This is a genomic window from Streptomyces sp. NPDC002386, from assembly GCF_053593175.1.
In genome coordinates, this window is the sequence record NZ_JBSFBX010000002.1 from 232,509 (window position 1) to 256,557 (window position 24,049).

At 70.2% G+C, this 24,049-nt stretch carries 23 protein-coding genes and 1 tRNA gene; 13 read left to right on the forward strand and 11 right to left on the reverse strand.

Annotated elements, in window-relative coordinates:
- The first annotated feature begins 108 nt into the window (after window positions 1–108).
- Window positions 109–1,092 carry a helix-turn-helix transcriptional regulator gene (locus ACWCPN_RS05180; protein ID WP_451202507.1) on the forward strand — a complete coding sequence of 328 codons (984 nt, stop codon included), beginning with the start codon at window positions 109–111 and terminating at the stop codon, window positions 1,090–1,092.
- Window positions 1,093–1,112: 20 nt separating this feature from the next.
- On the opposite strand, the gene ACWCPN_RS05185 is transcribed toward ACWCPN_RS05180, so the two are convergent.
- From ACWCPN_RS05185 to ACWCPN_RS05215, 7 genes are all read right to left on the reverse strand, one after another.
- Entirely contained in the window at window positions 1,113–2,165 is a 1,053-nt protein-coding gene (locus ACWCPN_RS05185) for a LuxR C-terminal-related transcriptional regulator (RefSeq protein WP_451202508.1), read from the reverse strand.
- Window positions 2,166–2,338: 173 nt separating this feature from the next.
- Entirely contained in the window at window positions 2,339–3,445 is a 1,107-nt protein-coding gene (locus ACWCPN_RS05190; RefSeq protein ID WP_451202509.1) for a sugar ABC transporter substrate-binding protein, read from the reverse strand.
- A gap of 308 nt (window positions 3,446–3,753) precedes the next feature.
- On the reverse strand, window positions 3,754–4,212 hold the full coding sequence (locus ACWCPN_RS05195; protein ID WP_199211335.1) for a heat shock protein transcriptional repressor HspR: 459 nt from the start codon (window positions 4,210–4,212) through the stop codon (window positions 3,754–3,756).
- Window positions 4,213–4,219: 7 nt separating this feature from the next.
- Window positions 4,220–5,389, reverse strand: a complete 1,170-nt coding sequence (gene dnaJ / locus ACWCPN_RS05200; RefSeq protein ID WP_199211334.1) for a molecular chaperone DnaJ — start codon at window positions 5,387–5,389, stop codon at window positions 4,220–4,222.
- Between the two features lie 36 nt (window positions 5,390–5,425).
- Window positions 5,426–6,088: a nucleotide exchange factor GrpE gene (gene grpE, locus ACWCPN_RS05205; protein WP_365121541.1), complete on the reverse strand. Its 663-nt coding sequence runs from the start codon at window positions 6,086–6,088 to the stop codon at window positions 5,426–5,428.
- Window positions 6,085–7,923: a molecular chaperone DnaK gene (gene dnaK / locus ACWCPN_RS05210; protein WP_451202511.1), complete on the reverse strand. Its 1,839-nt coding sequence runs from the start codon at window positions 7,921–7,923 to the stop codon at window positions 6,085–6,087. Before dnaK ends, grpE begins: the two co-directional genes overlap by 4 nt.
- A gap of 94 nt (window positions 7,924–8,017) precedes the next feature.
- Window positions 8,018–9,037: an MraY family glycosyltransferase gene (locus ACWCPN_RS05215; protein ID WP_199211332.1), complete on the reverse strand. Its 1,020-nt coding sequence runs from the start codon at window positions 9,035–9,037 to the stop codon at window positions 8,018–8,020.
- Window positions 9,038–9,230: 193 nt separating this feature from the next.
- On the opposite strand from ACWCPN_RS05215, the gene ACWCPN_RS05220 reads away from it, so the two are divergent.
- The 5 genes from ACWCPN_RS05220 (at window position 9,231) to ACWCPN_RS05240 (ending at window position 16,310) form a co-directional block, all read left to right on the forward strand.
- Window positions 9,231–11,513: a (Fe-S)-binding protein gene (locus ACWCPN_RS05220; RefSeq protein ID WP_451202513.1), complete on the forward strand. Its 2,283-nt coding sequence runs from the start codon at window positions 9,231–9,233 to the stop codon at window positions 11,511–11,513.
- Window positions 11,514–11,681: 168 nt separating this feature from the next.
- A complete protein-coding gene (locus tag ACWCPN_RS05225; protein WP_451202514.1) occupies window positions 11,682–12,980 on the forward strand; it encodes an FG-GAP repeat domain-containing protein in 1,299 nt (432 codons plus the stop codon).
- A gap of 193 nt (window positions 12,981–13,173) precedes the next feature.
- On the forward strand, window positions 13,174–14,646 hold the full coding sequence (locus ACWCPN_RS05230) for an FG-GAP and VCBS repeat-containing protein (protein ID WP_451202516.1): 1,473 nt from the start codon (window positions 13,174–13,176) through the stop codon (window positions 14,644–14,646).
- Between the two features lie 24 nt (window positions 14,647–14,670).
- The gene (locus ACWCPN_RS05235; protein WP_451202517.1) at window positions 14,671–15,693 is read left to right on the forward strand and encodes a YIP1 family protein; all 1,023 of its coding nucleotides are present in this window, start codon (window positions 14,671–14,673) and stop codon (window positions 15,691–15,693) included.
- A 206-nt stretch (window positions 15,694–15,899) separates the two neighbouring features.
- Complete coding sequence (locus tag ACWCPN_RS05240; RefSeq protein WP_451202518.1) at window positions 15,900–16,310, forward strand: hypothetical protein; 411 nt, start codon at window positions 15,900–15,902, stop codon at window positions 16,308–16,310.
- Between the two features lie 66 nt (window positions 16,311–16,376).
- Here the strand turns inward: ACWCPN_RS05240 and ACWCPN_RS05245 are convergent, their stop codons facing one another.
- Window positions 16,377–16,886 carry a phosphoribosyltransferase gene (locus tag ACWCPN_RS05245; protein WP_365121558.1) on the reverse strand — a complete coding sequence of 170 codons (510 nt, stop codon included), beginning with the start codon at window positions 16,884–16,886 and terminating at the stop codon, window positions 16,377–16,379.
- 10 nt (window positions 16,887–16,896) lie between these two features.
- Entirely contained in the window at window positions 16,897–17,472 is a 576-nt protein-coding gene (dcd, locus tag ACWCPN_RS05250; RefSeq protein WP_351672548.1) for a dCTP deaminase, read from the reverse strand.
- Window positions 17,473–17,995: 523 nt separating this feature from the next.
- Here dcd and ACWCPN_RS05255 point away from each other — a divergent pair.
- Window positions 17,996–18,069 (forward strand) — tRNA-Gly (locus ACWCPN_RS05255).
- Between the two features lie 342 nt (window positions 18,070–18,411).
- Here ACWCPN_RS05255 and ACWCPN_RS05260 read toward each other — a convergent pair.
- Entirely contained in the window at window positions 18,412–18,807 is a 396-nt protein-coding gene (locus ACWCPN_RS05260; protein ID WP_451202520.1) for an immunity 7 family protein, read from the reverse strand.
- 7 nt (window positions 18,808–18,814) lie between these two features.
- Window positions 18,815–19,168 carry a restriction endonuclease fold toxin gene (locus ACWCPN_RS05265; RefSeq protein ID WP_451202522.1) on the reverse strand — a complete coding sequence of 118 codons (354 nt, stop codon included), beginning with the start codon at window positions 19,166–19,168 and terminating at the stop codon, window positions 18,815–18,817.
- Between the two features lie 365 nt (window positions 19,169–19,533).
- Between ACWCPN_RS05265 and ACWCPN_RS05270 the strand changes: the two genes are divergently transcribed.
- From ACWCPN_RS05270 to ACWCPN_RS05295, 6 genes are all read left to right on the forward strand, one after another.
- The gene (locus tag ACWCPN_RS05270; protein ID WP_004986771.1) at window positions 19,534–19,737 is read left to right on the forward strand and encodes a cold-shock protein; all 204 of its coding nucleotides are present in this window, start codon (window positions 19,534–19,536) and stop codon (window positions 19,735–19,737) included.
- 243 nt (window positions 19,738–19,980) lie between these two features.
- The gene (locus ACWCPN_RS05275; RefSeq protein WP_451202523.1) at window positions 19,981–21,465 is read left to right on the forward strand and encodes a DEAD/DEAH box helicase; all 1,485 of its coding nucleotides are present in this window, start codon (window positions 19,981–19,983) and stop codon (window positions 21,463–21,465) included.
- 41 nt (window positions 21,466–21,506) lie between these two features.
- Complete coding sequence (locus ACWCPN_RS05280) at window positions 21,507–21,854, forward strand: CBS domain-containing protein (RefSeq protein WP_451202524.1); 348 nt, start codon at window positions 21,507–21,509, stop codon at window positions 21,852–21,854.
- A 47-nt stretch (window positions 21,855–21,901) separates the two neighbouring features.
- On the forward strand, window positions 21,902–22,213 hold the full coding sequence (locus ACWCPN_RS05285) for an SCO5918 family protein (RefSeq protein ID WP_365121564.1): 312 nt from the start codon (window positions 21,902–21,904) through the stop codon (window positions 22,211–22,213).
- A gap of 570 nt (window positions 22,214–22,783) precedes the next feature.
- On the forward strand, window positions 22,784–23,137 hold the full coding sequence (locus ACWCPN_RS05290) for a helix-turn-helix domain-containing protein (protein WP_451202525.1): 354 nt from the start codon (window positions 22,784–22,786) through the stop codon (window positions 23,135–23,137).
- A 342-nt stretch (window positions 23,138–23,479) separates the two neighbouring features.
- The gene (locus tag ACWCPN_RS05295) at window positions 23,480–23,980 is read left to right on the forward strand and encodes a DUF5994 family protein (protein WP_451202526.1); all 501 of its coding nucleotides are present in this window, start codon (window positions 23,480–23,482) and stop codon (window positions 23,978–23,980) included.
- The last annotated feature ends 69 nt before the right edge of the window (window positions 23,981–24,049 follow it).

Below are 24,049 nucleotides of genomic sequence, written 5' to 3' on the forward strand. Positions count from 1 at the left end.
CCACGTCAAAGCCACAGAAGCGGTGCATCATGTTCCTGCATGTACAGGACCCTGGGGGGTGGAGATTTGCCTAATACTCACACAAACGAGACACATCATCCTCATGGGATGACGGATCTCTGTGAAGACGGCAAGCGCCTGTACGCCGACGCGCTGCGGCTGGGACGCGTCGCCCGCCCGGAGGTGGAAGTCGCCCCCTGCCTGCTGGAACTCGCGCTGCTGCATCCCGATCCGGACGATCCCAAATGGCTGCGTCCGGTACCGCCCGCCGCCGCGCTCGCGCAGCGTCTGCATCCGATCGAACGAGAGATCCAGGAGCGCAGGCACGTCGCGATCGAACTCACCGATTCCTTCGAGCCATTCATGGCCATCAGTGCCCAGAGTACGGGGGACACCAACGCGGTCACGGTGCACGAGGGCATCGAGCGGATCAACACGGCCATCGAACGGGCCACGGCGGACTGCCGGCACGAGGTGCTCACCGTGCAGCCCGGCGGCGGACGCAGCGAGAACGTCCTCGGCATCGCCCTGAAACGGGGTCAGGCCGTCATCGACCGCGGGATCTCGATGCGCACCCTGTACCAGCACACCGTGCGGCACAGTCAGGGCACGCTGGCGTACGCGGAGATCATGGCCAAGGGCAAGGTGGAGATCCGCACGCTCGAGGAGCTGATCGAGCGTCTGATGATCTTCGACCGCGAGGTGGCCTTCATCCCCGCCCGCGACGACCGCCAGGTGGCCCTCGAACTGCGGCACCCGGCGCTGGTCGACTACCTGGTCAAGGTCTTCGAGCAGCTCTGGCGGCGCGCGGTGCCCCTCCTGGAGGAGCCGGCCTACGCGCCCCCGGTCGACGGCGTCACGGGGGTGCAGCGCTCCATCGCCAAGCTTCTGGTCGAGGGCCACGTGGACGAGGCGATCGCCCGCCGGCTCGGCATGAACGTACGGACCTGCCGGGCCCACATCGCCAAGCTGGCCGCCGCCCTCGGCAGCGGCAGCCGCGCGCAGCTCGGGTATCTCATCGCCCGCTCCGGGCTGCTGGACCACGAACCGGACCAGGAGCCCGGGATACCGGCGCCGGGGCGGCACGACTGACGAGCGGGCGCGAGGGCGCCTCAGCGCACCCTCGGGGAGCCCTGGCCGGGCATCCCCAGCGCGGCGGGCGTCACCGGCGGTCCGCTGTGCGGAGGGCGGTCCAGGCCCACCTGCGCGATGCGCACGCCCAGTTGGGTACGGCTCGCCGCGCCGAGCGTGTCCGAGAGCCGGGCGATGTGCGCCCGGCAGGTCCGGACGCTGATGCCGAGCCGTTCGGCGATCACCGCGTCCTGGTGCCCCTCGGCGAGCAGCGTGGCGATGGACCGCTCGCGGTGCGAGATGCCCTCGATGCCGGTGTCGGGCAGCGGGGCCGTCAGCGGCAGCGCCAGGCGCCAGAGCCGCTCGAAGACGGTCACCAGGTACTCGACCAGGGCCGGGTGCCGCAGTTCGAGGGCCATCGTGCGCTCGGAGTTGGCGGGGATGAACGCGACCGTGCGGTCGAAGAGGATCAGCCGGTCGATGACCTCGTCCAGGGTGCGGGCCTCGACCGCGCCGCCCATCAGTTCCAGGTAGTTGAGCAGCCCCTGCCCGTGCCGGGCCACGTGCGTGTACAGGTCGCGCATGCGCACGCCCCGGCCGCGCAGCGCCAGCGCCCGGTGCAGTCCCTCGCTCAGCTCGCCCTCGCGCCGGATGCCGCCGGGCTGCACGGTGAGCACCTCCGCGGTGCACGCCGCGGTCGCCTCGTCCATCGCGGCCTGGATGCGGGAGAGCCCGTCCAGCACCCGGATGGCCGTGCCCTCACCGGCCGCCGAGAGCGCCTGGAGCTGCCGTCCCAGGCCCGCGTACCACTCGAAGGCGGCGACCGCCGAGCCCACCCGCCGCTGGCTCTCCCTGACCTCGTCGTGGACCCCGCGCAGCAGCCGCGTCATGACCTCCTGCGGCGAGGTCGGCACCAGCCAGTCCATGTCGTCCGGATCGGGGTGCAGCAGGGCCAGTTCGAGCAGGCAGGGCACCGGACCGGCGTCCGTGCGCGGCACCCGCCCCCGGCGCACGGCCCGGGAGTACACGCGATCCCCGGCCTCGCACAGGCGGTCGGCACCGTGAGGATGCTCCTCCGTCCCGTGCCCGGCCATCGCGCATTCCACCCCCGGTTGCTGCCACTTCCGCAGCGCAACTATGCGCGGCCGGGACCGGGTCCGCAACACGGCTCCGGCCGCCCCGGCCGGGGAAAACGGCCGGTATGCGCCGTTGCGTACGGGCTTTCGCCCGCCGCGACCGCAACAAGCTGGGGGGGGTGGGACGCGGGCTACTTCAGGCCGATCGACGCGCAGGCCGCCTTGTACTTGGCCGTGCAGATGTCGCCCGTCGTGTAGATCCCGTCGGCGATGACGGTGTCCTTGATCTTGGCGCGGGTCAGGGCGCTCACCTGGACGAGACGGGACGGGATGTCCTTGTCGGTGGGGCTGTCGGCCCGGTCCTGGGTCAGGGCGTCGAACTGGATGTCCTTGCCCTGCACCTTGGTGACGGCCATCTGGGCGGCGGCCTCGGCCTCGTCCGGGTAGGACTTGTAGACGCTCATGTACTGCTCGCCGGCGACGATCCGCTGCACGGCGTCCAGTTCGGCGTCCTGGCCGGTGATCGGGGGCAGCTTGGTGACGCCGGCCGCCGTCAGGGCCTTGATGACACCGCTCGCCATGCCGTCGTTGGCCGCGTAGACCGCGGCGATGTTGTCCTTGCCGATCTCGGCGATCACCTTGGTCATGTAGGCCTGGGCGTTCTCCGGCTTCCAGTCGGGGGTGTCGTAGCTCTTCGCGATGTCGACCTTGCCGTTCAGCTCGGACATCGCGCCCTGCTTGAACTGCTTGGCGTTGGGGTCGGTCGGCGAGCCGTTCACCATGACGACCTTGTCGGAGGTGTCCACCCCCGAGCCCAGGGCCTCGAGCAGCGTGCGGCCCTGCACCTCGCCGACCAGCTCGTTGTCGAAGGAGATGTAGGCGTCGATCGGGCCCTCGGCGAGACGGTCGTAGGCGATGACGGGGATGCCCGCCTCCTTGGCCTTCTTCACCTCGCCGGCGATGCCGTGCGAGTCGACCGCGTCGAGCAGGATGACGTCGACCTTCTCGTCGATCATCGTCTGCATCTGGCCCGCCTGACGGGCGGCGTCCGCGTCCGCGTTGGCGTACCGGACGGTGCCCTTCTTGTGGGTCAGTTCGGTGACCTTGCTCTTGATGATCGGGTAGTCGAACTTGTCGTAGCGGGTGTTCGCCTTCTCCGGCAGCAGCAGCCCGATGGTGACGTCGTCACCCTTCGTCGGGCTCGCGCTCGCACCGTCCCCCGTCGCGTCCAGCACGCCGCACCCGGCGAGCGAAAGGATCATCGTGGACGCTGCCACGGATATGGCGATACGACGCATTCGAGGGCTCACTTCAGGTGCGATCCGGACGTGGGTGCTGCTTTACGACCCAGGTGTCTGAAAAGACAACGCGGAGCGGCCACCCGGCGTCAAGCGGAACTACTTAACGAGTGCGCAACAGCACGCTCCGCTGCACCTGTGAAGGCGGAGCGGAATCACCTCCAAACGCTCTTTACGGACCCTCCACGTAAAGGAAGTTCACGACAGGGCAAAGATCCGGGCAACCGGCGCCGTCCGCCGCGCACGCGGAAGGGGCCGGGAACGGTCACCCGTTCCCGGCCCCTTCCGGTGCCGTTGGCCGCCGGCGGTCAGTCCGCCTGCTGCTGCCGCTTGGGCCGCCAGACCACCAGCGCGCTGGTCTGCTGCACCTCCTGATACGGCACCAGGTCGCGCCGGTAGGAGGCGTGCACGGCGGCCTCGCGCTGCTGCATCGCGGCCGCAGCGCCGTCCAGGGCCGACTGCAGCTCCACGACGCGGGACTGGAGCGCGGCGACCTGGTTCTCCAGTTCGATGATGCGCTTGATACCGGCCAGGTTGATGCCCTCGTCCTGGGACAGCGCCTGCACCTGGCGGAGCAGTTCGATGTCACGGGCCGAGTAGCGGCGGCCCCGCCCGGCCGTGCGGTCCGGGGAGACCAGACCTAGACGGTCGTACTGACGCAGCGTCTGCGGATGGAGTCCGGAGAGCTGGGCCGCCACCGAGATGACGTAGACCGGGGTCTCCTCGGTCAGTTCATACGGGTTACGCCGACGGCCGGGTGTGTCCATGGGGCCCTCAATCTCCCTTCGCGGCCTCGAACAGCTCCGCCCGCGGGTCCTCCCCCGCGGTCGCCTCGCGATACGCCTCGAGCGCGTCACGAGCCTTCCCCGACAGGTCCTTCGGGACACTCACCTCGACGGTGACCAGAAGGTCGCCGCGGGTGCCGTCCTTGCGGACCGCGCCCTTGCCCCGGGCGCGCATGGTGCGGCCGTTCGGGGTGCCGGGCGGCAGTTTCAGGGTGACCGGCGGGCCGCCGAGGGTCGGGACCCGCACCTCGCCGCCCAGGGCCGCCTCGGGGTACGTCACCGGTACGGTGACGGTGAGGTTGTCGTCCTTGCGCCCGAACACCGGGTGCGCGCCGACATGCACGACCACGTAGAGGTCGCCCGCCGGTCCGCCCCGTTCACCGGGCGCCCCCTTGCCGCGCAGCCGGATCCGCTGCCCGTCCGTCACTCCGGCCGGGATGCGGACCTGCATGGTGCGCGAGGACTTGGCGCGGCCGCTGCCCTTGCACTCCAGGCAGGGGTGCTCGGCGATCAGGCCGCGGCCCTTGCAGTCGGGGCACGGGTCGGTGAGCGAGAACCCGCCGCCCGAGCCCCGGGCGACCTGCCCGGTGCCGACGCAGGTCGGGCACACGCGCGGTGTGCCGTTCTTGTCGCCGGTGCCCGAACAGGCCTTGCAGGGCGCCTGGGAGGACATCCGCAGCGGCACCGTGGCGCCTTCGATGGCCTCCGTGAAGCTCAGCGTGACCTCGGTGTCGATGTCCTGGCCGCGCCGCGGCTGGGTACGGGTGGTGCCCGTACCGCCGCGGTTGAACAGGCCGCCGAAGACGTCGCCGAGCCCGCCGCCGAAGCCGCCCGAGCTCTGCGGGTTGCCCCCGAAGAGGTCACCGAGGTCGAAGTTGAAGTTGCCGCCGCCGGCGCCCGGACCGGGGCGGAAGCCCCCGTTGCCGAACAGGGCGCGCGCCTCGTCGTACTCCTTGCGCTTCTTCGGGTCGCCGAGGACGTCGTTCGCCTCGGAGATCTCCTTGAAGCGCTCCTCGGCCCTGGCGTTGCCCTTGTTGGCGTCCGGGTGGAACTCGCGGGCGAGCTTCCGGTACGCCTTCTTGATCTCTGCCTCGGTGGCGTCCTTGGGGACGCCGAGGACCTTGTAGTAGTCCTTCTCGATGAAGTCCTTGGTACTCATCCCCGACGTCCCTCCTTCCTGTCCCCGGTGATTACGTCAGCCCTCCTCCGGGCCACCGTTCTCCTTGTCGTCGGCCGCGTCCGCCTCGGTGTTCTCCTCGGCGCCCTCGCCCTTGACGGTCTGCGCGCCGGGCTGCGGTTCGGCGACGGCCACCCGCGCGGGGCGGATGGTGCGCTCGCCGATGCGGTACCCGGGCTGCAGGATGGCCACGCAGGTCGTCTCGGTGACGTCCGGCGCGTAGCTGTGCATCAGCGCCTCGTGGATCGTCGGGTCGAAGGGCTCGCCCTCCTTGCCGAACTGCTGCAGACCCATCTTGGCCGCGACGGTCTCCAGCGACTCGGCCACCGACTTGAAGCCGCCGACCAGTTCGCCGTGTTCCCGTGCCCGGCCGATGTCGTCGAGCACGGGCAGGAGCTCGGTCAGGAGGTTCGCCACGGCGATCTCCCGGACCGCGACCCGGTCGCGCTCGACGCGGCGGCGGTAGTTCTGGTACTCGGCCTGCAGGCGCTGGAGGTCCAGCGTGCGCTCGTTCAGTGCCGTGCGCACCTGGTCCAGCTGTGCCACCAGGCCGGCGTCTGCGGTTGCGTCCCCGGCCGGGGCCGCCCCCTCCTCGGGGGCGGCCTTCGGCTCGGCGTCGTCAGGGGTGGCGCCGGAGGGGACGTCGGGCTTCTCCTCGAAGCCCGGGGTCTCCTCCGTCACGCGGCACCGTCCTTGCGCTCGTCGTCGACGATCTCGGCGTCCACGACGTCGTCGTCCGCCTTGGCCTCACCCTCGGGCGCGCCACCGGCGGCCTGGGCGGCCTGGGCGTCGGCGTACATGGCCTGACCCAGCTTCTGCGAGACGGCCGCGACCTTCTCGGTGGCCGTACGGATCTCGGTGGTGTCCTCGCCCTTGAGCTTCTCCTTCAGCTCGGCGACGGCCTCCTCGACCTCGGTCCTGACCTCGCCCGGGACCTTGTCCTCGTTGTCCTTGAGGAACTTCTCGGTCTGGTAGACGAGCTGCTCGCCCTGGTTGCGGGTCTCGGCGGCCTCGCGGCGGGCGTGGTCCTCCTCCGCGTACTTCTCGGCCTCCTGGCGCATGCGGTCGACCTCGTCCTTCGGCAGCGAGGAGCCGCCGGTGACGGTCATCTTCTGCTCCTTGCCCGTGCCGAGGTCCTTCGCGGTCACGTGCATGATGCCGTTGGCGTCGATGTCGAAGGCGACCTCGATCTGCGGGACACCGCGCGGGGCCGGCGGCAGACCGGTCAGCTCGAACATCCCGAGCTTCTTGTTGTACGCCGCGATCTCGCGCTCGCCCTGGTAGACCTGGATCTGCACGGAGGGCTGGTTGTCCTCGGCGGTGGTGAAGATCTCGGACCGCTTGGTCGGGATCGTCGTGTTCCGCTCGATGAGCTTCGTCATGATGCCGCCCTTGGTCTCGATGCCGAGGGACAGCGGGGTCACGTCGAGGAGCAGGACGTCCTTGACCTCACCCTTGAGGACACCGGCCTGGAGGGCGGCGCCGATGGCGACGACCTCGTCCGGGTTCACGCCCTTGTTGGCCTCGTTGCCGCCGGTCAGCTCCTTGACGAGCTCGGCGACGGCGGGCATGCGGGTGGAGCCGCCGACGAGGACGACGTGGTCGATCTCGCCGAGCTGGATGCCCGCGTCCTTGATGACGTTGTGGAACGGCGTCTTGCAGCGCTCCAGCAGGTCCGCGGTGAGCTGCTGGAACTGGGCGCGCGTGAGCTTCTCGTCCAGGTGCAGCGGGCCCTCGGCGGACGCCGTGATGTAGGGCAGGTTGATCGAGGTCTCGGTGGACGAGGACAGCTCGATCTTCGCCTTCTCGGCGGCCTCGCGCAGACGCTGCAGCGCCATCTTGTCCTTGGCGAGGTCCACGCCGTGGCCGGCCTTGAACTGCTGCACCAGGTAGTCGACGACGCGCTGGTCCCAGTCGTCACCACCGAGGTGGTTGTCACCGTTGGTGGCCTTCACCTCGACGACGCCGTCGCCGATCTCCAGGAGGGACACGTCGAAGGTGCCGCCACCGAGGTCGAAGACGAGGATCGTCTGGTCGTCCTTGTCGAGGCCGTAGGCGAGCGCCGCCGCGGTGGGCTCGTTGACGATGCGCAGGACGTTCAGACCCGCGATCTCACCGGCCTCCTTCGTCGCCTGGCGCTCGGAGTCGTTGAAGTAGGCCGGGACGGTGATGACCGCGTCCGTGACCTTCTCGCCCAGGTAGGACTCGGCGTCCCGCTTCAGCTTCTGCAGGATGAAGGCGGAGATCTGCTGCGGGTTGAAGTCCTTCCCGTCGAGCTGGATCTTCCAGTCGGTGCCCATGTGGCGCTTGACGGAGCGGATGGTCCGGTCCACGTTCGTGACCGCCTGGCGCTTGGCCACCTCGCCGACGAGCACTTCACCGTTCTTCGCGAAGGCGACGACGGACGGCGTGGTCCTGGCACCCTCGGCGTTGGTGATGACGGTGGGCTCGCCGCCCTCCAGAACGCTGACGACGGAGTTAGTCGTGCCCAGGTCGATGCCGACCGCACGTGCCATGGTTGATTCCTCCAGCTGACTTGAGTGGAACAGGCTCAAGTGTGCATCAGAGGGCCCGTGCGGTCAACAGACCTGAGTCAACAGGACTCAACTCTTATCCGTTCCTTACACGCAAGTGCCCGCTGACCTGCGTCGATACCGTGCGCCGGGGCCGCTGGACAGGGATGCGAAGGAGTACGAGAACGGCGAAGACCACCCCGCCGACCACCCACAGCACCGCCTTGTCCCCGGTCCACCCCGAGTGCACGAGCACCCCCACCAGCACGGAGGAGAAGGACCCGGCGCCCAGCAGCACGACCGCCCCCGGCGGGGTCGGCCCGAGCCGCCGCAGCCGGTGCGCCAGATGGTCCGGGCCCCGCCTGAGCAGCGGGCGGCGGGAGGTGAGGCGCGCGAGGACGACCAGCAGGAAGTCGGCCGCGGCCACGGCGCTCAGGCTGAACACCACACCCGCGCTCTGCTCGAGCCCGTACCCCGCGCGGGTGAAGACAACGGCCGCGGACAGCAGGAATCCGGTGAAGAGCGATCCGCAGGCCCCGAGCCCCACGCGCGCGGGATGCCAGTTGTGCATCAGGAAGCCGGTCAGCGCGGCGGCGAACACGCTGAGCAGCACGGCGAGGCCGTCCATCAGCTCCGCGGCCGCGCAGACCCCCGCCCCGAAGGCGGTGACCACCCCGACGGTGCCGGCCAGCCCGTCGGCGTGGTCGAGCCCCTTGAAGGCGAGCGTGGCGAAGACGATCCAGGCCACGGCCAGGAGGCCGCCCCAGGCGCCCGTCTCGTCGTACGGCACCACACAGGCCGCCGCCACGGCGGTGCCGGTGACCAGCACCCGCGCCCGCAGCCGCCACACGTCGGCGACCAGCCCCAGTAAGGCGATACCGGCGGCGACGGCGAGCAGCCGGCCGACGCCGTCCCCGAAGGGCGCGACCCCGATCCACTCCCCCGCCCAGGCGACCAGGCAGGTGACGGCCACGACGGCCACTCCGCCGAGCACCGGGAGGGGCCGCTGCCGCCGCCGGTCCACGATTCCCGCGCGCAGCGCGGGCAGCCGGAGCAGCGCCGCGAGCACGGCGGTGAGGAGTAGGGCGGCACAGGCCGCGGCGATCCCGTAGAGCACGGCTCTAAGTTAGGCGCGAAAGTAGCAATTCGGTACGAATAACACGATCGGATTGCCATTCGGCTCAGGCACACCTCAGCGATCCAGATCACCTCGCGCCTGGCTACAGTGCGAGTAAAGATGCGGGTAGTCTCGAACGGACTGCATAAGTTACCGCTTAGTAATTTCCCTCGCAGGCCCGAGGAGCCCCGAAATGCAACTCGCCGCGATCATCGTGTCGCTGGTTCTGATCGTGGTCGGCGTGGCCCTGTTCGCCCGCGCCCTCCTGCAGATCTACAACTTCATGCGGCTCGGCCAGAACGTGCCCGCGGGCACCCGAACCGACGAGCCCGGCCGGCGCACCGTCACCGTGGTCAGGGAGTTCCTCGGCCACACCCGGATGAACCGCTGGGGCATCGTCGGTGTCGCGCACTGGTTCGTGGCGGTCGGCTTCTTCTCGCTGCTGCTGACCATCGTCAACGCCATCGGCCAGCTGTTCCAGGCCGACTGGATCCTGCCGGTCATCGGCGACTGGGCGCCGTACAACGTCTTCGTCGAGTTCATCGGCACGATGACGGTGCTCGGCATCCTCGCCCTGATCGTCATCCGGCAGCTCAGCCACCCGCGCAAGCCGGGCCGCAAGTCCCGCTTCGCCGGCTCGAACTTCGGCCAGGCGTACTTCGTCGAGGCCGTCATCCTCATCGTCGGCGTCTGCATCTTCATGCTGCACGCGCTGGAGGGCGCCCAGCACCACGTGGACGGCTACGAGGCCTCGTTCTTCATCTCGTACCCGGTCGTCCACTGGCTCGAGGGCATGGACGTCTCCACGCTCCAGAACCTCACCTACTTCTTCGCGGGCCTGAAGATCGCGACGTCCTTCATCTGGATGATCACGGTCGCCCTGAAGACCGACATGGGTGTGGCCTGGCACCGCTTCCTCGCCTTCCCGAACATCTGGTTCAAGCGCAACGCCGACGGCGGGACCTCCCTCGGCGCCCTGCTCCCGATGACCTCCGGCGGCGAGCCGATCGACTTCGAGGACCCGGGCGACGACGACGTCTTCGGCGTCTCCCAGGTCGAGCAGTTCTCCTGGAAGGGCCTGCTGGACTTCTCCACCTGCACCGAGTGCGGCCGCTGCCAGTCGCAGTGCCCCGCCTGGAACACCGGCAAGCCGCTGTCCCCGAAGCTGCTGATCATGTCGCTGCGGGACCACGCCCACGCCAAGGCGCCGTACCTGCTGGCCGGCGGCGGCAAGACCATGGAGGGCGAGGAGAAGGCCTCCGAGGAGCAGCTCAAGGACGTGCCCGCCGCCGCCCTCGCGGAGGCCGAGCGCCCGCTCATCGGCACCGCCGAGGAGAACGGCGTCATCGACCCGGACGTCCTGTGGTCCTGCACCACCTGCGGCGCCTGCGTCGAGCAGTGCCCCGTCGACATCGAGCACGTCGACCACATCGTCGACATGCGCCGCTACCAGGTCATGATCGAGTCCGCGTTCCCGTCCGAGGCGGGCACGATGCTCAAGAACCTGGAGAAGAAGGGCAACCCCTGGGGCCTGGCCAAGAAGCAGCGCCTGGAGTGGCTCAAGGAGGTCGAATTCGAGGTCCCGGTCGTCGGCAGGGACATCGAGGACCTCACCGAGGTCGAGTACCTGTACTGGGTCGGCTGCGCCGGCGCCCTCGAGGACCGCGCCAAGAAGACCACCAAGGCCTTCGCCGAGCTGCTGCACATCGCGGGCGTGAAGTTCGCGATCATGGGCGGCGACGAGAAGTGCACCGGTGACTCCGCCCGCCGTCTCGGCAACGAGCCCCTGTTCCAGGAGCTCGGCATGGAGAACGTCATGGCCCTGAACACGGCGTTCGGCGAGGAGCTGGACGACGACGGCAAGGTCACGGCGGAGTCCAGGAAGCCGAAGTCGGCCAAGAAGATCGTCGCCACCTGCCCGCACTGCCTCAACACGCTCGGCAACGAGTACCCGCAGCTCGGCGGCGACTACGAGGTCATCCACCACACCCAGCTGCTCCAGCACCTGGTGGACGAGGGCAAGCTGGTCCCCGTCACCCCGGTCGAGGGCATCATCACCTACCACGACCCGTGCTACCTGGGCCGCCACAACAAGATCTACACGCCTCCGCGCGAGATCATCGGCAAGGTCCCGGGCCTGCGCAACGAGGAGATGCACCGCCACAAGGAGCGCGGCTTCTGCTGCGGCGCCGGCGGCGCCCGGATGTGGATGGAGGAGCGGATCGGCAAGCGCATCAACAACGAGCGCGTCGACGAGGCCCTCTCCCTCAACCCGGACATCGTCTCGACCGCCTGCCCGTTCTGCCTGGTCATGCTGACCGACTCGGTCAACGGCAAGAAGAACGACGGCAAGGCCAAGGAGTCCATCCAGGTCGTGGACGTCGCCCAGCTGCTGCTCGACTCCGTCAGGACGCCGGTCGACCCGGCGGGCGAGGCGGAGGCGGAGAGCGAGCCGGAGCCCGAGCCGGTGAAGTGACCGCCCGCTGAACAGCACACGGCGCCCCCCGGACCGCACCGCGGACCGGGGGGCGCCGTGGTGTCCGCGGACCGGCCGTGACCGATCCGCCACCCCCGCCCCTTACCCCGTCTCTCGAACGCGTGCATGATTGCGAGGTTGTCGTCCGAGAGCCGGGAGAGGTGCGCGGTGCCGTTGCGCAGACGTGGGATCAGTACCGCGACCACCGCCGTCCTCTGCGGCACCCTGCTCCTCACCGCCTGCGGCCCGGACGGCGCGGACGGCGGGGCCGGGCCCACGCCCGCCCGCATCGCCGACGCCCCCGCGGAGATCCCCGTGCCGCGCGGCGGGGGGAGCGACGTCCCCGACGACTTCAACGGCGACGGCCACCGCGACCTCGTCCTCGACGACCTCGTCAAGGAGGACAGCCACGCCGACGACGCGGGCATCGGGATCGTCTACGGCGGACCGCGCGGACTGACACCCGGCGCGCGGCAACTGCTCACCCCGGGGAAGCGGGCCGCCCCCACCAAGGGCCGGCTCCCCGCCGTCTTCGACGCGGAAGCCGGCTGCGACCTCGACGGCGACGGCTTCACCGACCTGATCGTCTCCACCGACCCGCCGTACGACGGCCAGGGTCGGCCCCCGGTGCCGCTGCAGGTGCTGTTCGGCTCACCCGCCGGGCTGGCCGGCCGCGCCGTCAAGCTCTCCGTCCCGGACCGCGCCCGCTTCGGCAACGACTGGCCGGACCAGCCGGTCTGCGGCGACTTCGACGGGGACGGCGAGGAGGACCTGGTGCTGCACGCCTCCGGCGGCAGGCTGTCGTACCTGCGCGGACCGTTCAGCCGGACCGGCGCCCCGCGCGCGGCGGGCGCGCCGCTGACCTCCCCGGGCGAGGTGCCCGCCGGGCCCGCGGCCGACGTCGACGGCGACGGGGCCGACGACCTCGTGGTCCGCGCCACGGAGGGCACCGGAACGGCCGCCCTCGTCCTCGGCGGCCCGGCCGGCCCCACCCGCACCGGCACCCGCCTGCCCGCCGGCGTCGACGTGGCCCTCGGCCGCTTCGGCCGCGGCAAGGCGCTGGACGCGGCGGTCGGCGGCACGGCGGAAACGTCCCTGCGCTACGACCTGCCGGCCCCCGCGGCGCCGGCGGCGCTCGCCGTGCCCGGCTCGACGCTGGACGCCGCCGACTTCGACGGCGACGGCCGCGACGAACTCGTCTCCAGCGGCTCCCGGCTGCGCGTCCTGCGGGCGGGGCCGGCCGGGCTCACGGGGAAGGACGCGGTCACCCTCGCGCCGCCGGGGCCCGGCACCACGCGGGTCCTCACGGCCGGCGACTTCGACGGGGACGGGCGGGCCGACCTGGTCGTGCGGACGCACCGGGGCGACACGAAGGACACCGTCGCCGTGTACCGGGGATCGGCGAAGGACCTGCTCGACGACAGGCCGGCGGTGACGTTCTCCAGCTCGGAGTTCCTGGCGATGTGATCCGGGCCGGTCCGGTTCCCGGCGGCTCCGGAAAGTGACCGGCGTCACGTACAACCCTTGCGTCCCCGCGCGGGTCTCCTCTGCGCCGAACGCTCCGTGAACCGCGGGGCAACCCGCGGCGAACCCGGACGGTCCGCACCCCATCGACTGCGGATGCCCGCCAGGCATCCCCGCATGCAGCAGGAGAACCCGCATGCACAAGCCTCTGCGACTCGCCCTCGCGACGGCCACCGCCGCCGCTCTGACGGGCGGGCTGCTCACGTTCTCGGCCGTGACCGCCACGGCCGCGGACTCCACCGTCGTCCCGCAGGCCGACTTCAACAACGACGGGATCGGCGACACGGCCTTCTCCGCCGACGGCGCCTACGTCGGCGGCAGCAAGGCCGCCGGCCAGCTGGTCGTCCTCTACGGCGGCCAGAGCGGCATCTCGTCCGCCAAGCGCTCCACGATCAGCCAGAACACCGCAGGCAACCCCGGCTCCGCCGAGAGCGGCGACCACTTCGGCGCCGAGACCGCGTACGCCGACTTCAACGACGACGGCTACGACGACCTCGCCGTCGGCGCCCCCGGCGAGGACGTCGGCGGTGACACCGACGGAGGCGGCGTCGTCATCCTGTGGGGCTCCGCCTCCGGAATCACCGGCAAGGGGTCCACGGTCGCGGACCCGGCTCCCTCCGCGCACGACTACTGGGGCAAGAACCTCGCCGCCGGCGACTTCGACGGCGACGGCCGGGCCGACCTGGCCGTGGGCAGCTCCACCGCCACCATCTACGTCCTCAAGGGCGGCTTCAGCTCCGCCGGCACCCCGGGCGGCAAGTACACGGTCAAGCCCCCGATCATGGGCACCGACGCGGGCGGACCGCTCAACCTGACCGCCGGCGACATCAACAACAGCGGGCAGACCGACCTGGTCGTCGACGGCTTCGAGACCGACACCGCCGAAGGCTGGAACCGCAACTACTACATCCCGGGCGGGGCGAGCGGCCTCCACATGTCCGAGGCCGTGCCCCTGAAGCCCGGCGTGATCACCGCGATCGGCGACATCAACGGCGACCACTACGGAGACATCGTCAGCGGCGCCTACTGGAACACCACCACCGACGACGGCACGGCCATCCCGGACTCCGGCAAGGGCGGCAAGGTCTGGGTGACCTACGGCTCCGACGGCGGCCCCTCCAACGCCACCGGCATCACCCAGGACACGGGCAACGTCCCCGGCACCGCCGAGGGCAACGACTTCTTCGGCTACGAGCTCGACCTCGGCGACGTCAACGGCGACGGCTTCCTCGACCTCGCGATCGGCGTGGCCGGCGAGAACATCGGCAGCGCCGCCAACACGGGTACGGTCACCGTCCTCTACGGCACCCCGGCAGGCCTGGACACCGCCTCCGGCGCCCAGTCCTTCGCCCAGTCGACGGCGGGCGTGCCCGGCAGCGACGAGGACGACGACTACTTCGGGCAGGACGTCAAGCTCGACGACGTCACCGGCGACGGCAGGGCCGACCTGATCGTGGGCTCCCGGGAGAACGCCGACAACGGCGCGGTGACCTACCTGCCCTCCAACGGCACGAGGATCACCACGACCGGCTCCCGCGCCATGTCCCCGAGCACCTCGGGCGTCTCGACGACGGGCACGCCGTTCTTCGGTGCCAACTTCGCCGACTGACCGACCCTGACGGTCCCTTAGGGGATGTCACAGGTCGGCCGCAAAGCCGGGCCCGGACGTCCGGGTCCGGCACGTCGGCCGCCGGGACCAGGTACGTTCGATGACGTGGCTGGATTCAGGATCGGACGCGGGGGCCGGGACAACCGCACCCCCCAAGGACAGCAGGCGCCGCAGGGACCGTCGTACGGACAGGGGCGGCCCGGCGGGCCCTCGCAGGGACGGCAGGGACAGCCGTACGGACGGCCCGCGGGCCCCTCGTACGGCTACCCGTCGGCGCCGCAGCCGCCGTACCCGCAGCAGGGGGCGCCGTACGGGTACCCGGGGCGGGCCGACGACGGCCCGGAGTACTTCGACGGCGGCCACCAGGGCGCGGGACCCGGCGGGTACGACCCGTACGCGGCGAACAACCCGGGCCACACCCAGGCGTTCTCGGTCGACGAGGCCGCCGGCTACACCCAGGGCTCGACCTACCACGCCGGCGCGGCCGCGCCGTCCGGCCCGATCGGCCCGCCCCTGCACTGGAAGGAACTGCTGAAGGGCGTCGTGCTCGCCCCGAACCAGACGTTCCTGCGGATGCGGGACTACACGATGTGGGCCCCGGCCCTGATCGTCACCTTCCTCTACGGCCTGCTCGCCGTCTTCGGCTTCGACGGGGCCCGCGCGGACGCGATCAACGCGACGCTGTCCAACGCGGTCCCGATCGTCCTGGTCACCGCCGTGGCGATGGTGCTGAGCGCCTTCGTCCTGGGCGTGGTGACCCACACCCTGGCCCGTCAGCTCGGCGGCAACGGCGCCTGGCAGCCCACGGTCGGCCTGTCCATGCTGATCACGTCCCTCACGGACGCCCCCCGCCTGGTCTTCGCCATGTTCTTCGGCGGCGACGCGGGATTCGTCCAGCTGCTCGGCTGGGCCACCTGGATCGGCGCGGGCGCCCTGCTCACCCTGATGGTGTCCCGTTCGCACGACCTGCCCTGGCCGAAGGCGCTGGGCGCGTCGGCCATCCAGCTCATCGCGCTGCTGTCGATCGTGAAGCTGGGCACGTTCTAGCCCGGTCCTTCACCGTCACGGAAAAGGCCCCCGCGCGATCACCCGCCGGGGGTCTTTCGCATCCGCTCGGCGCATTTCCCCGGTGAGGCTGTACGGGGGAAAAGGAAGGCACCGCAGCGTGCCCAGTGATCCTTCGCCGCCCGCCGTGACCATTCTGTCCCCCGAAGCAAGGCATTCGGCATCAGGGACGACGAAAGGTTGGTCGAGTGAAGTTCGCCAAGCGATGTGCCACGGTCAGCGCCGCTGTGACGGCCGCGGTTCTCCTCAGCGCCGGCGGTGCCCAGGCACAAGGTGTCGGGGACTCCCTTCCGCTGCTGGGCAACATGACGCTCCTGCAGATCTCCTACCCCTCGATGGACCAGGTCCGCACGGGCGACACCGCCACCCGGGCCCTGAAGGCCGCCAAGGACGACGAGGGCACCATCACGGTCAACTGCAACCAGCAGCAGCAACAGCAGCAGCAGGCCGCTGCGGACCCCGTCGCCGAGGCCCTGAAGACGGCCAAGGCGCTGAAGACCGCCAAGGCCGCCAAGGCTCTGAAGACGGTCACGAGGGACGGGGACAAGGTCACCATCAACTGCACCCAGCAGCAGCAACAGCAGCAGGCCGCGCAGTGACGACGCTCTGACGGCACGGTCCGGCGCACCGGCGGCACGAGCCCCGGCCGCCGGACCCCGCCGGTCCTAGAGGGCGTCCTTGGACGGCGTGACCGGCGTACCGGCCTTGCGGACCGGAGGGAGCACGGACCACGGGAAGTTGATCCAGTCCTCGGTCCGTTTCCAGACGTACTCGCACTTCACCAGGGAGTGGGACTTCTCATAGATCACCGCGGAGCGCACCTCGGCGACGGTGTCGAGGCAGAAGTCGCGCACCAGCTTGAGCGTCTTGCCGGTGTCCGCGACGTCGTCGGTGATCAGCACCTTCTTGTCGGAGAAGTCGATCACGTTCGGCACCGGCGCGAGCATGACGGGCATCTCGAGGGTGGTGCCGACACCGGTGTAGAACTCGACGTTGACCAGGTGGATGTTCTTGCAGTCGAGGGCGTAGGCCAGCCCGCCCGCCACGAACACGCCGCCCCGCGCGATGCTCAGCACGACGTCGGGCTGGTACCCGTCGTCCGCGATGGTCTGGGCCAGCTCGCGGACCGCGGTGCCGAACCGCTCGTAGGTCAGGTTCTCGCGTGCCGCGCTCATGCCGCCGCCCTCACACCTGGGTCCGGTGGAAGTTCAGGAACGACCGTGAGGCGGTCGGCCCGCGCTGCCCCTGGTAGCGGGAGCCGTAGCGCTCGCTGCCGTACGGGTGCTCCGCCGGCGAGGTCAGCCGGAACATGCAGAGCTGGCCGATCTTCATACCGGGCCAGAGCTTGATCGGCAGGGTGGCGAGGTTGGACAGCTCCAGCGTCACGTGCCCGCTGAACCCGGGGTCGATGAACCCGGCGGTGGAGTGCGTGACGAGACCGAGCCGGCCGAGGGAGCTCTTCCCCTCCAGACGCGAGGCGAGGTCGTCGGGAAGCGTGATCACCTCGTACGTCGAGGCGAGCACGAACTCCCCGGGGTGCAGGATGAACGGCTCGTCGCCCTCGGGCTCGACCAGCCGGGTCAGATCGGCCTGCTCGATCGAGGGGTCGATGTGCGGGTACCGGTGGTTCTCGAACACCCGGAAGTAGCGGTCCAGCCGGACGTCGATGCTCGACGGCTGAACCATGGTTTCGTCATAGGGATCGATCCGTACCCGCCCGGCATCGATCTCGGCCCGGATGTCCTTGTCTGAGAGAAGCACGCCCCGAGGATACGCAAGGCGCGCGGAGCCCCGGCAATCGTGACGGCTCCGCGCGCCTGTGTCCGTGTGCGGTCGGTTCCGGTTACCGCTTCTCCAGGGCCACCTGCACCACACTGCGGAGCCGGGCACACCGCGGACACCTCACGAGCCGGCCGGGGCCCAGCCGCTCGGCCTTCTGCATCGGGAACGAAGTGGCGCTGAAGACGTGTCCGTCCGCGCAACGAACGACGGTGCGATCCATCAAATCCCTCAAGTCCCTTCCCCAAGAGCCTCGTCGCCCTGCTGCCCTGGCGACGAAAGCCACATTACGGGATCAAAGAGACGACTCTCCAGGCGGCACTCCGGCCTCGCCCGGCCCCTCTCCCACCCCGCCACGGTACGCCCCAACTCCGTTCCCCCGCAGCGGTATCCCATGCCCCGGACGCACGAGGACCCCCGGGTCCGGGCACCGGGGGTCCTCGATGGGGTACAGTGAGCGAGCGTTCGGGCCTCGACTCCGCGGAGGCGGTCAGCCCGTAATCACGCGGGTGTAGTTTAATGGTAGAACATCAGCTTCCCAAGCTGAGAGCGCGAGTTCGATTCTCGTCACCCGCTCCATGCGGAACCCCCAGGTCGGAGACCAGGGGGTTCTTTGTTGTCTAGACCATTTTCGGGCGTCACGCCCTCTGCGTGCGGTGCCCTAAGGCCGGGGCGGAAGGTAATCCCTGGTGCCGTCTACTCCCACGGCACGGAAAGCTGACCCGACCTGGCGGAAACGGCGCCCTTCGCGATCGGCACGGTGGACGAGATCGGCGACTCGTATGCGATGACGTCGACCCCGCAGCCACGTTCCTGGTCAAGCCGCCGCAATGACCAAATGAAGGAGACTGCTGCACGGGTAGGGGGCACCTGGCCTGGTTGCAGGCGCCAGCGCGGGCCCATGGCGTCGGCCAGGTCCGGTCAGTCCTCGATGACCGGACGGCACGGGGACAGGAACGGGTCCAGCCGGTCCTGTACCTCTCCCCTGGCCATGACGCGAACCCGGAAGGCTCCCGGCCCCGGCGGATGGTCCATGTCGGCGGAGCGCTCGTAAAGCAGCCCCCAGGAACCGGGGAAGCGGCGCGCAATGAAGCGGATAAGAGCGTCCAGTTCCTCAGCCTCGTCACGGCGCCGGTTGACCAGACCGTCGGTCCGCACGAAGTACTCCCCGCTGTGCAGCTTCAGCGTCACCTCGCCAGTTGCCCAATCGATGCGATCGATGGCCGCCCGCAGTTCGGCCACGCCCTCTTCGAGCGATCCCGCGTCCGCCTCTTCGGGGGACTCGGCAATGCCGAACCAACCATGAAACTCGTACATATGCCTCTCACAGCGGTTTCGTGTCGATCACCGGCTGGATACCGTACCGCCTGCCGTATTCCTGGAGCTTGGCGATCACTCCGGGACCCGGCTCGCCGTCGAAGTGGAAGTAAGGGGTGCGGCCGGACTGGATCGCGTACTCGAATGTGGCCTTCGCCTGGTTTCTGAGGGCGCTTCCCATCTGCATGCCTCCGGGTTTCGACTGCGCCACGTAGTCGTCGCTGATCGCGTCGATCTCCCGCCCCTTCGGGTCGTGCTCGAACTTCACCCGGGACTCCCCGCCGAGCCGCTCGGCCAGGGCGTCGGCGGCGGGGTCGGGGAATACCGTCGGCGCGCGCCTCCGGCGCCCACTCCTTGCCATCGCGTTGTGCCCACCGCGTGCCCTCCAGAGCGGCCAACCACGGTCGACAACGGGCGTCGCCAGCGCACCCACGGCCGCCAGGAGGCCGGAAGTGCCCCGCTGCCCGTGTTCCGTGGACGAGGCTCAGCCGCGCATGAATATCTGTATCCGCGAAATGAGAAACAAGTGCGGCCCTCGTCGAGTATTTCTCGACCATCAACCCGAACGGAATTACGCAACAGGCAGGGGCGGTCGCGCCGTGCTACTGTCGATACCAGTTGCAGGTGTGGTTGCCAGAAGGTTCATTTCCCGACGGGCTAATCAGCACGGCGACGCGGAATCCGTACAGAGCGAATTCCGACCATCGTCTCCGAAGGAGAAATGACATGGCTACCGGTACTGTGAAGTGGTTCAACGCGGAAAAGGGCTTCGGCTTCATCGAGCAGGACGGCGGCGGCGCCGACGTCTTCGCCCACTACTCGAACATCGCCGCCCAGGGCTTCCGCGAGCTGCTGGAAGGCCAGAAGGTGTCGTTCGACATCGCGCAGGGCCAGAAGGGCCCGACGGCCGAGAACATCGTCCCCGCCTGACCGGACGGCGACGCGTACTTCGCAGCTGGGGCCCGCACCTTGGGGTGCGGGCCCCAGCTCGCCGCATTTCAGGGCGCGCGACACGAAGGGCCCACCACCTTTCCGAGCGGTGAAGAATTCCCCCGCCGATCCGACTCGGCGCTCATCATCTCAGGCTCGTTCTCGCGATTCTCTGTGCCATTCATCCGGCTGCGGAAATTCCTTGCCACGTGCCTACGCACCCATATCGAGGAAGGTTCCACTTTGAATCGCGCACGCACTGCCCGCACGTCCCGCTCCGATGACCGCTCCCGGGGTTCTTCCGCCAGAAGAGCTCCCGGGTCCAAGGGCTACACACGTCGACAGGCCGTTTCCCGTGGCGAGTTCGCCCTGCCGGTGACGATCACGCCGGCGCTGCCCGCCGTCGAGTCGTTCGCCGACCTCGCCCTGCCGGCGCCGTTGCTGGCCGCGCTCGGCCACGAGGGCGTGACCGTACCGTTCCCCATCCAGGGAGCGACCCTGCCGAACTCCCTCGCGGGACGTGACGTGCTCGGCCGCGGCCGCACCGGTTCGGGCAAGACCCTCGCCTTCGGCCTGGCGGTGCTGGCCCGTACAGCGGGCCGGCGCGCGGAGCCGCGGCAGCCGCTCGCCCTGGTCCTCGTCCCCACCCGCGAGCTGGCCCAGCAGGTGACCGACGCGCTCACCCCGTACGCCCGCTCCGTGAGGCTGCGGCTGGCCACCGTGGTCGGCGGAATGCCGATCGGCAGGCAGGCCGGTGCGCTGCGGGCCGGCGCGGAGGTCGTCGTCGCGACGCCCGGGCGGCTGAAGGACCTCATCGACCGGGGCGACTGCCGACTGCACGACGTCGCCGTCACCGTCCTCGACGAGGCCGACCAGATGGCAGACATGGGCTTCATGCCCCAGGTCACCGCCCTGCTCGACCAGGTGCGCCCCGCGGGGCAGCGGATGCTCTTCTCCGCCACCCTGGACCGCAACGTCGACCTGCTCGTCCGCCGCTACCTGACCGACCCGGTGGTCCACTCCGTCGACCCCTCCGCGGGAGCGGTCACCACGATGGAACACCACGTACTCCACGTGCACGTAGCGGACAAGCACCGGACGACCACCGAGATCGCGGCGAGAGACGGCCGGGTGATCATGTTCCTGGACACCAAGCACGCCGTGGACCGGCTGACCGAGCACCTGCTGAACAGCGGCGTCCGCGCCGCGGCCCTGCACGGCGGCAAGTCCCAGCCCCAGCGCACCCGGACCCTCGCCCGGTTCAAGACCGGACACGTGACGGTGCTGGTGGCGACGAACGTCGCGGCCCGCGGCATCCACGTCGACAACCTCGACCTGGTCGTCAACGTGGATCCCCCCGGCGACCACAAGGACTACCTGCACCGCGGCGGCCGCACCGCCCGCGCCGGCGAGTCCGGCAGCGTCGTCACCCTCGTGACACCGGCCCAACGCCGCGGCATGGAACGGCTGATGTCCTCGGCTGGCATCACCCCCCGGATCACCCCGGTACGTTCGGGTGAAGCGGAACTGAGCCGCATCACCGGCGCCCAGGCGCCTTCCGGTGTCCCTGTCGTCGTCACCGGGCCGGCCGTGGCACGTGCCCGCCGTGCCGAGTCCGCCGCGGCTCCCTCACCCCGAGGTGAGCGCGGCCGCCCCGCCCAGGGGCGCGCCGCCGGACGAGCGGGGCGGCGCAGGGCGCGGCGGACCGCCTTCGACCCGGCGGCCTGACCGCGTCGGCCAGCAGCTCACCCATCCTCGAGGAGACGGCTTTGACACCGGTTCAGACACAGCACCAACAGGCCACGGCCTCCCCCGTGACCGTGGTCGGCGACGGGGACGCGTCCGGCCCCCGGGTCCGGGACGACATGACGGTCGAGGTCGCGCTGTCCGTCATGACCGGTGCCCGTGTCGAGTACCTCCTGCTGTGCGACGGGGACGACCAGTGCACGGGCTCGGTCACCCGGGCCGAACTCGAGGTCCACCGCGCCGACTCCACGTACACGGACCGGATCCGTCTACGGGACGTCCTCGGCGGACCGTTCACCTCGCCCGGCACTCGCGCCGTCGCCGTCGGTGCGCACGGCAGGGCCGAAGGACTCCTCACCCTCTCCGGCTGACCCACCGCGCCCCGGTCAGACGGTTCCCCCTCTCCCTGTGAGGCAACATGCGCTGTGTCATCGCCCGATACCCGTTCTGCCTGACCAAGAGCGGGGTTCTGGCCTCGATGAAGGGCATCACGCCCGAACTCGTCACCGCCGAATCCGTGACGGTCGGCCGCCGCCGCTACCCCGTCAAGCAGGTGGGCCAGGTCATCACCCGACAGGACCGCCGCGACTTCACCAGCGCCGAGGTCGTCCGGGCCATGACCCGCCTCGGCTTCACCTGCCACACCCGCCCCGACGCGGCTCCGGCGCGAGTCCCCACTCCGCTCCAGACCGCGTCGGCACTGCTCGGCGGCGCCGAACCGGAGGCATGAGGGCGGGCGGAAGACCGCCCACGGGAGCCCGGTGAGGGCCCTGCCGACGCGCGTCGGCAGGGCCCTCACCGTCGTCGCGCCACCGGTTCTCCGCCCGGCGCGGGGGCCCGAGGCCGTCCTGCTTCACCCGTTGTCGCAGGTGGCAGGCTATCTGTTCCCCCACAGGGCTGAAATCTACTGTCGACACAGTAGACATTGGGCTCTGCCATGGGTAGCATTTTTCCCGTAGACACCGGTCGAGAAAAGCCCGGCAGACACGAACTGGCGGGCGCCGACAGCAGTACCGCAGTACCAGTTCAGCGAGTGACCGTTCAGAGGAAGGACGGAGGAGCAGACGCCATCAGGATCGCCCGGCCCGAGGAGCACTCGGCCCGGGTACCGCAAGACCCCGGATTGGAAGGTGGTCCCCGGTCAGGCAACCGCGATCCCCGCACCGCCCCTCGGCGAGGGCCGGCGGCGGAAACAGAAGGTCGGCACAGCAGTAGGGCCGACAGATGGTGTTGAATTTCCTTCGGGGCCCTGGTGCCGTACGGCACCAGGGCCCCTCGACGCGTTGCAGAACGAGGTGACATGACAGCAGACAACCCGCTCAGTGATCGTCTGGACGACGACGACTACCCCGCGTACACGATGGGGCGGGCAGCCGAGATGCTCGGCACCACCCCGGCTTTCCTGCGAGCCATCGGTGAGGCTCGTCTGATCACTCCGCTGCGCTCGGAGGGCGGACACCGCCGGTACTCCCGCTACCAGCTGCGGATCGCGGCGCGCGCCCGCGAGCTCGTCGACAGGGGCACCCCGATCGAGGCCGCCTGCCGCATCGTCATCCTCGAGGACCAGCTCGAGGAGGCGCAGCGCATCAACGCCGAGTACCGCCGTCGTGCCGGGCACGAGGCACCCGGCAGTTCCGTTCCCGGTGCCGGCTGATCATGCGGGCGCGCGCCGGTCGGACACTCCCGTGACTGCCGCCGCACGAAACATCCGCCCGGGTCGGCAGCCGTAAGGCCCCTCAAGTGCCGTCGCCCGGCCCGCCCGTAGCCGGCGTATGGGGCCCCAAAAGGGTCCCGTCGCTTCCTTCTCGGCGCACCGCATCAGGCCCCGGCACGGGTCCATGGTGCAGGTCAGGTCGACCTCGACCGTGCCGCGGCGGCGACGCGGAGTAGCGTGGGAGCGAGGATCGCGAGGAGGCCGTGATTCCGCTGCGGCAGCCGCTCCGTCACCGCCATCCGCGGTCGGTGGCCTGCCGGAACCCACAGGCAGGTGATGTCGATGGCCGTCTCCGACCCCCCTCCCCCGGCAGGACTCCTGGCGGACGGCGCGTACGAGTCGCTGCGCCCCGGAACGGCGCTCCTGCGGCTCGCGACCACCCATGACCGCGAGGGCGTCCTCGACGGTGCGTGGTGGCCCCGTTCCAGGGATCCCGCCACCGAACTGCCCGGTCTGATCGCCGCGCTGTCCGAGCGGCTCGGGCCCGTCACCCGCGTCGGCCTGGACCGCGACGCCTGGGACGAACTGCCGACGCGGATCACCGTCGAAGGCCGCCTCGTGCACGTCGACGCCTCCGTCGTGAGGGACGACACCGCCCTCGTGACCCGTGGCGACCGCGACCACTTCTCGCTGCTCGTGATCCCACCGGACACACCCTTGCCCGCGGCGAGAGCCGCCATGGCCGACGCGGTACGAGCCGGCAACCTCCGGCAGGCCGGCCAGATCCTGGTCGACACCGCCCGTGATCAGACCCGACCCACCGGCCCCCGCGGGCAGCGGTAGACGCCGCTCGCCCCCCGGCGGTCGTGGCAACCGGGCAGCCCGGCCCTCGCGCGGGATCATCGGGGCGCC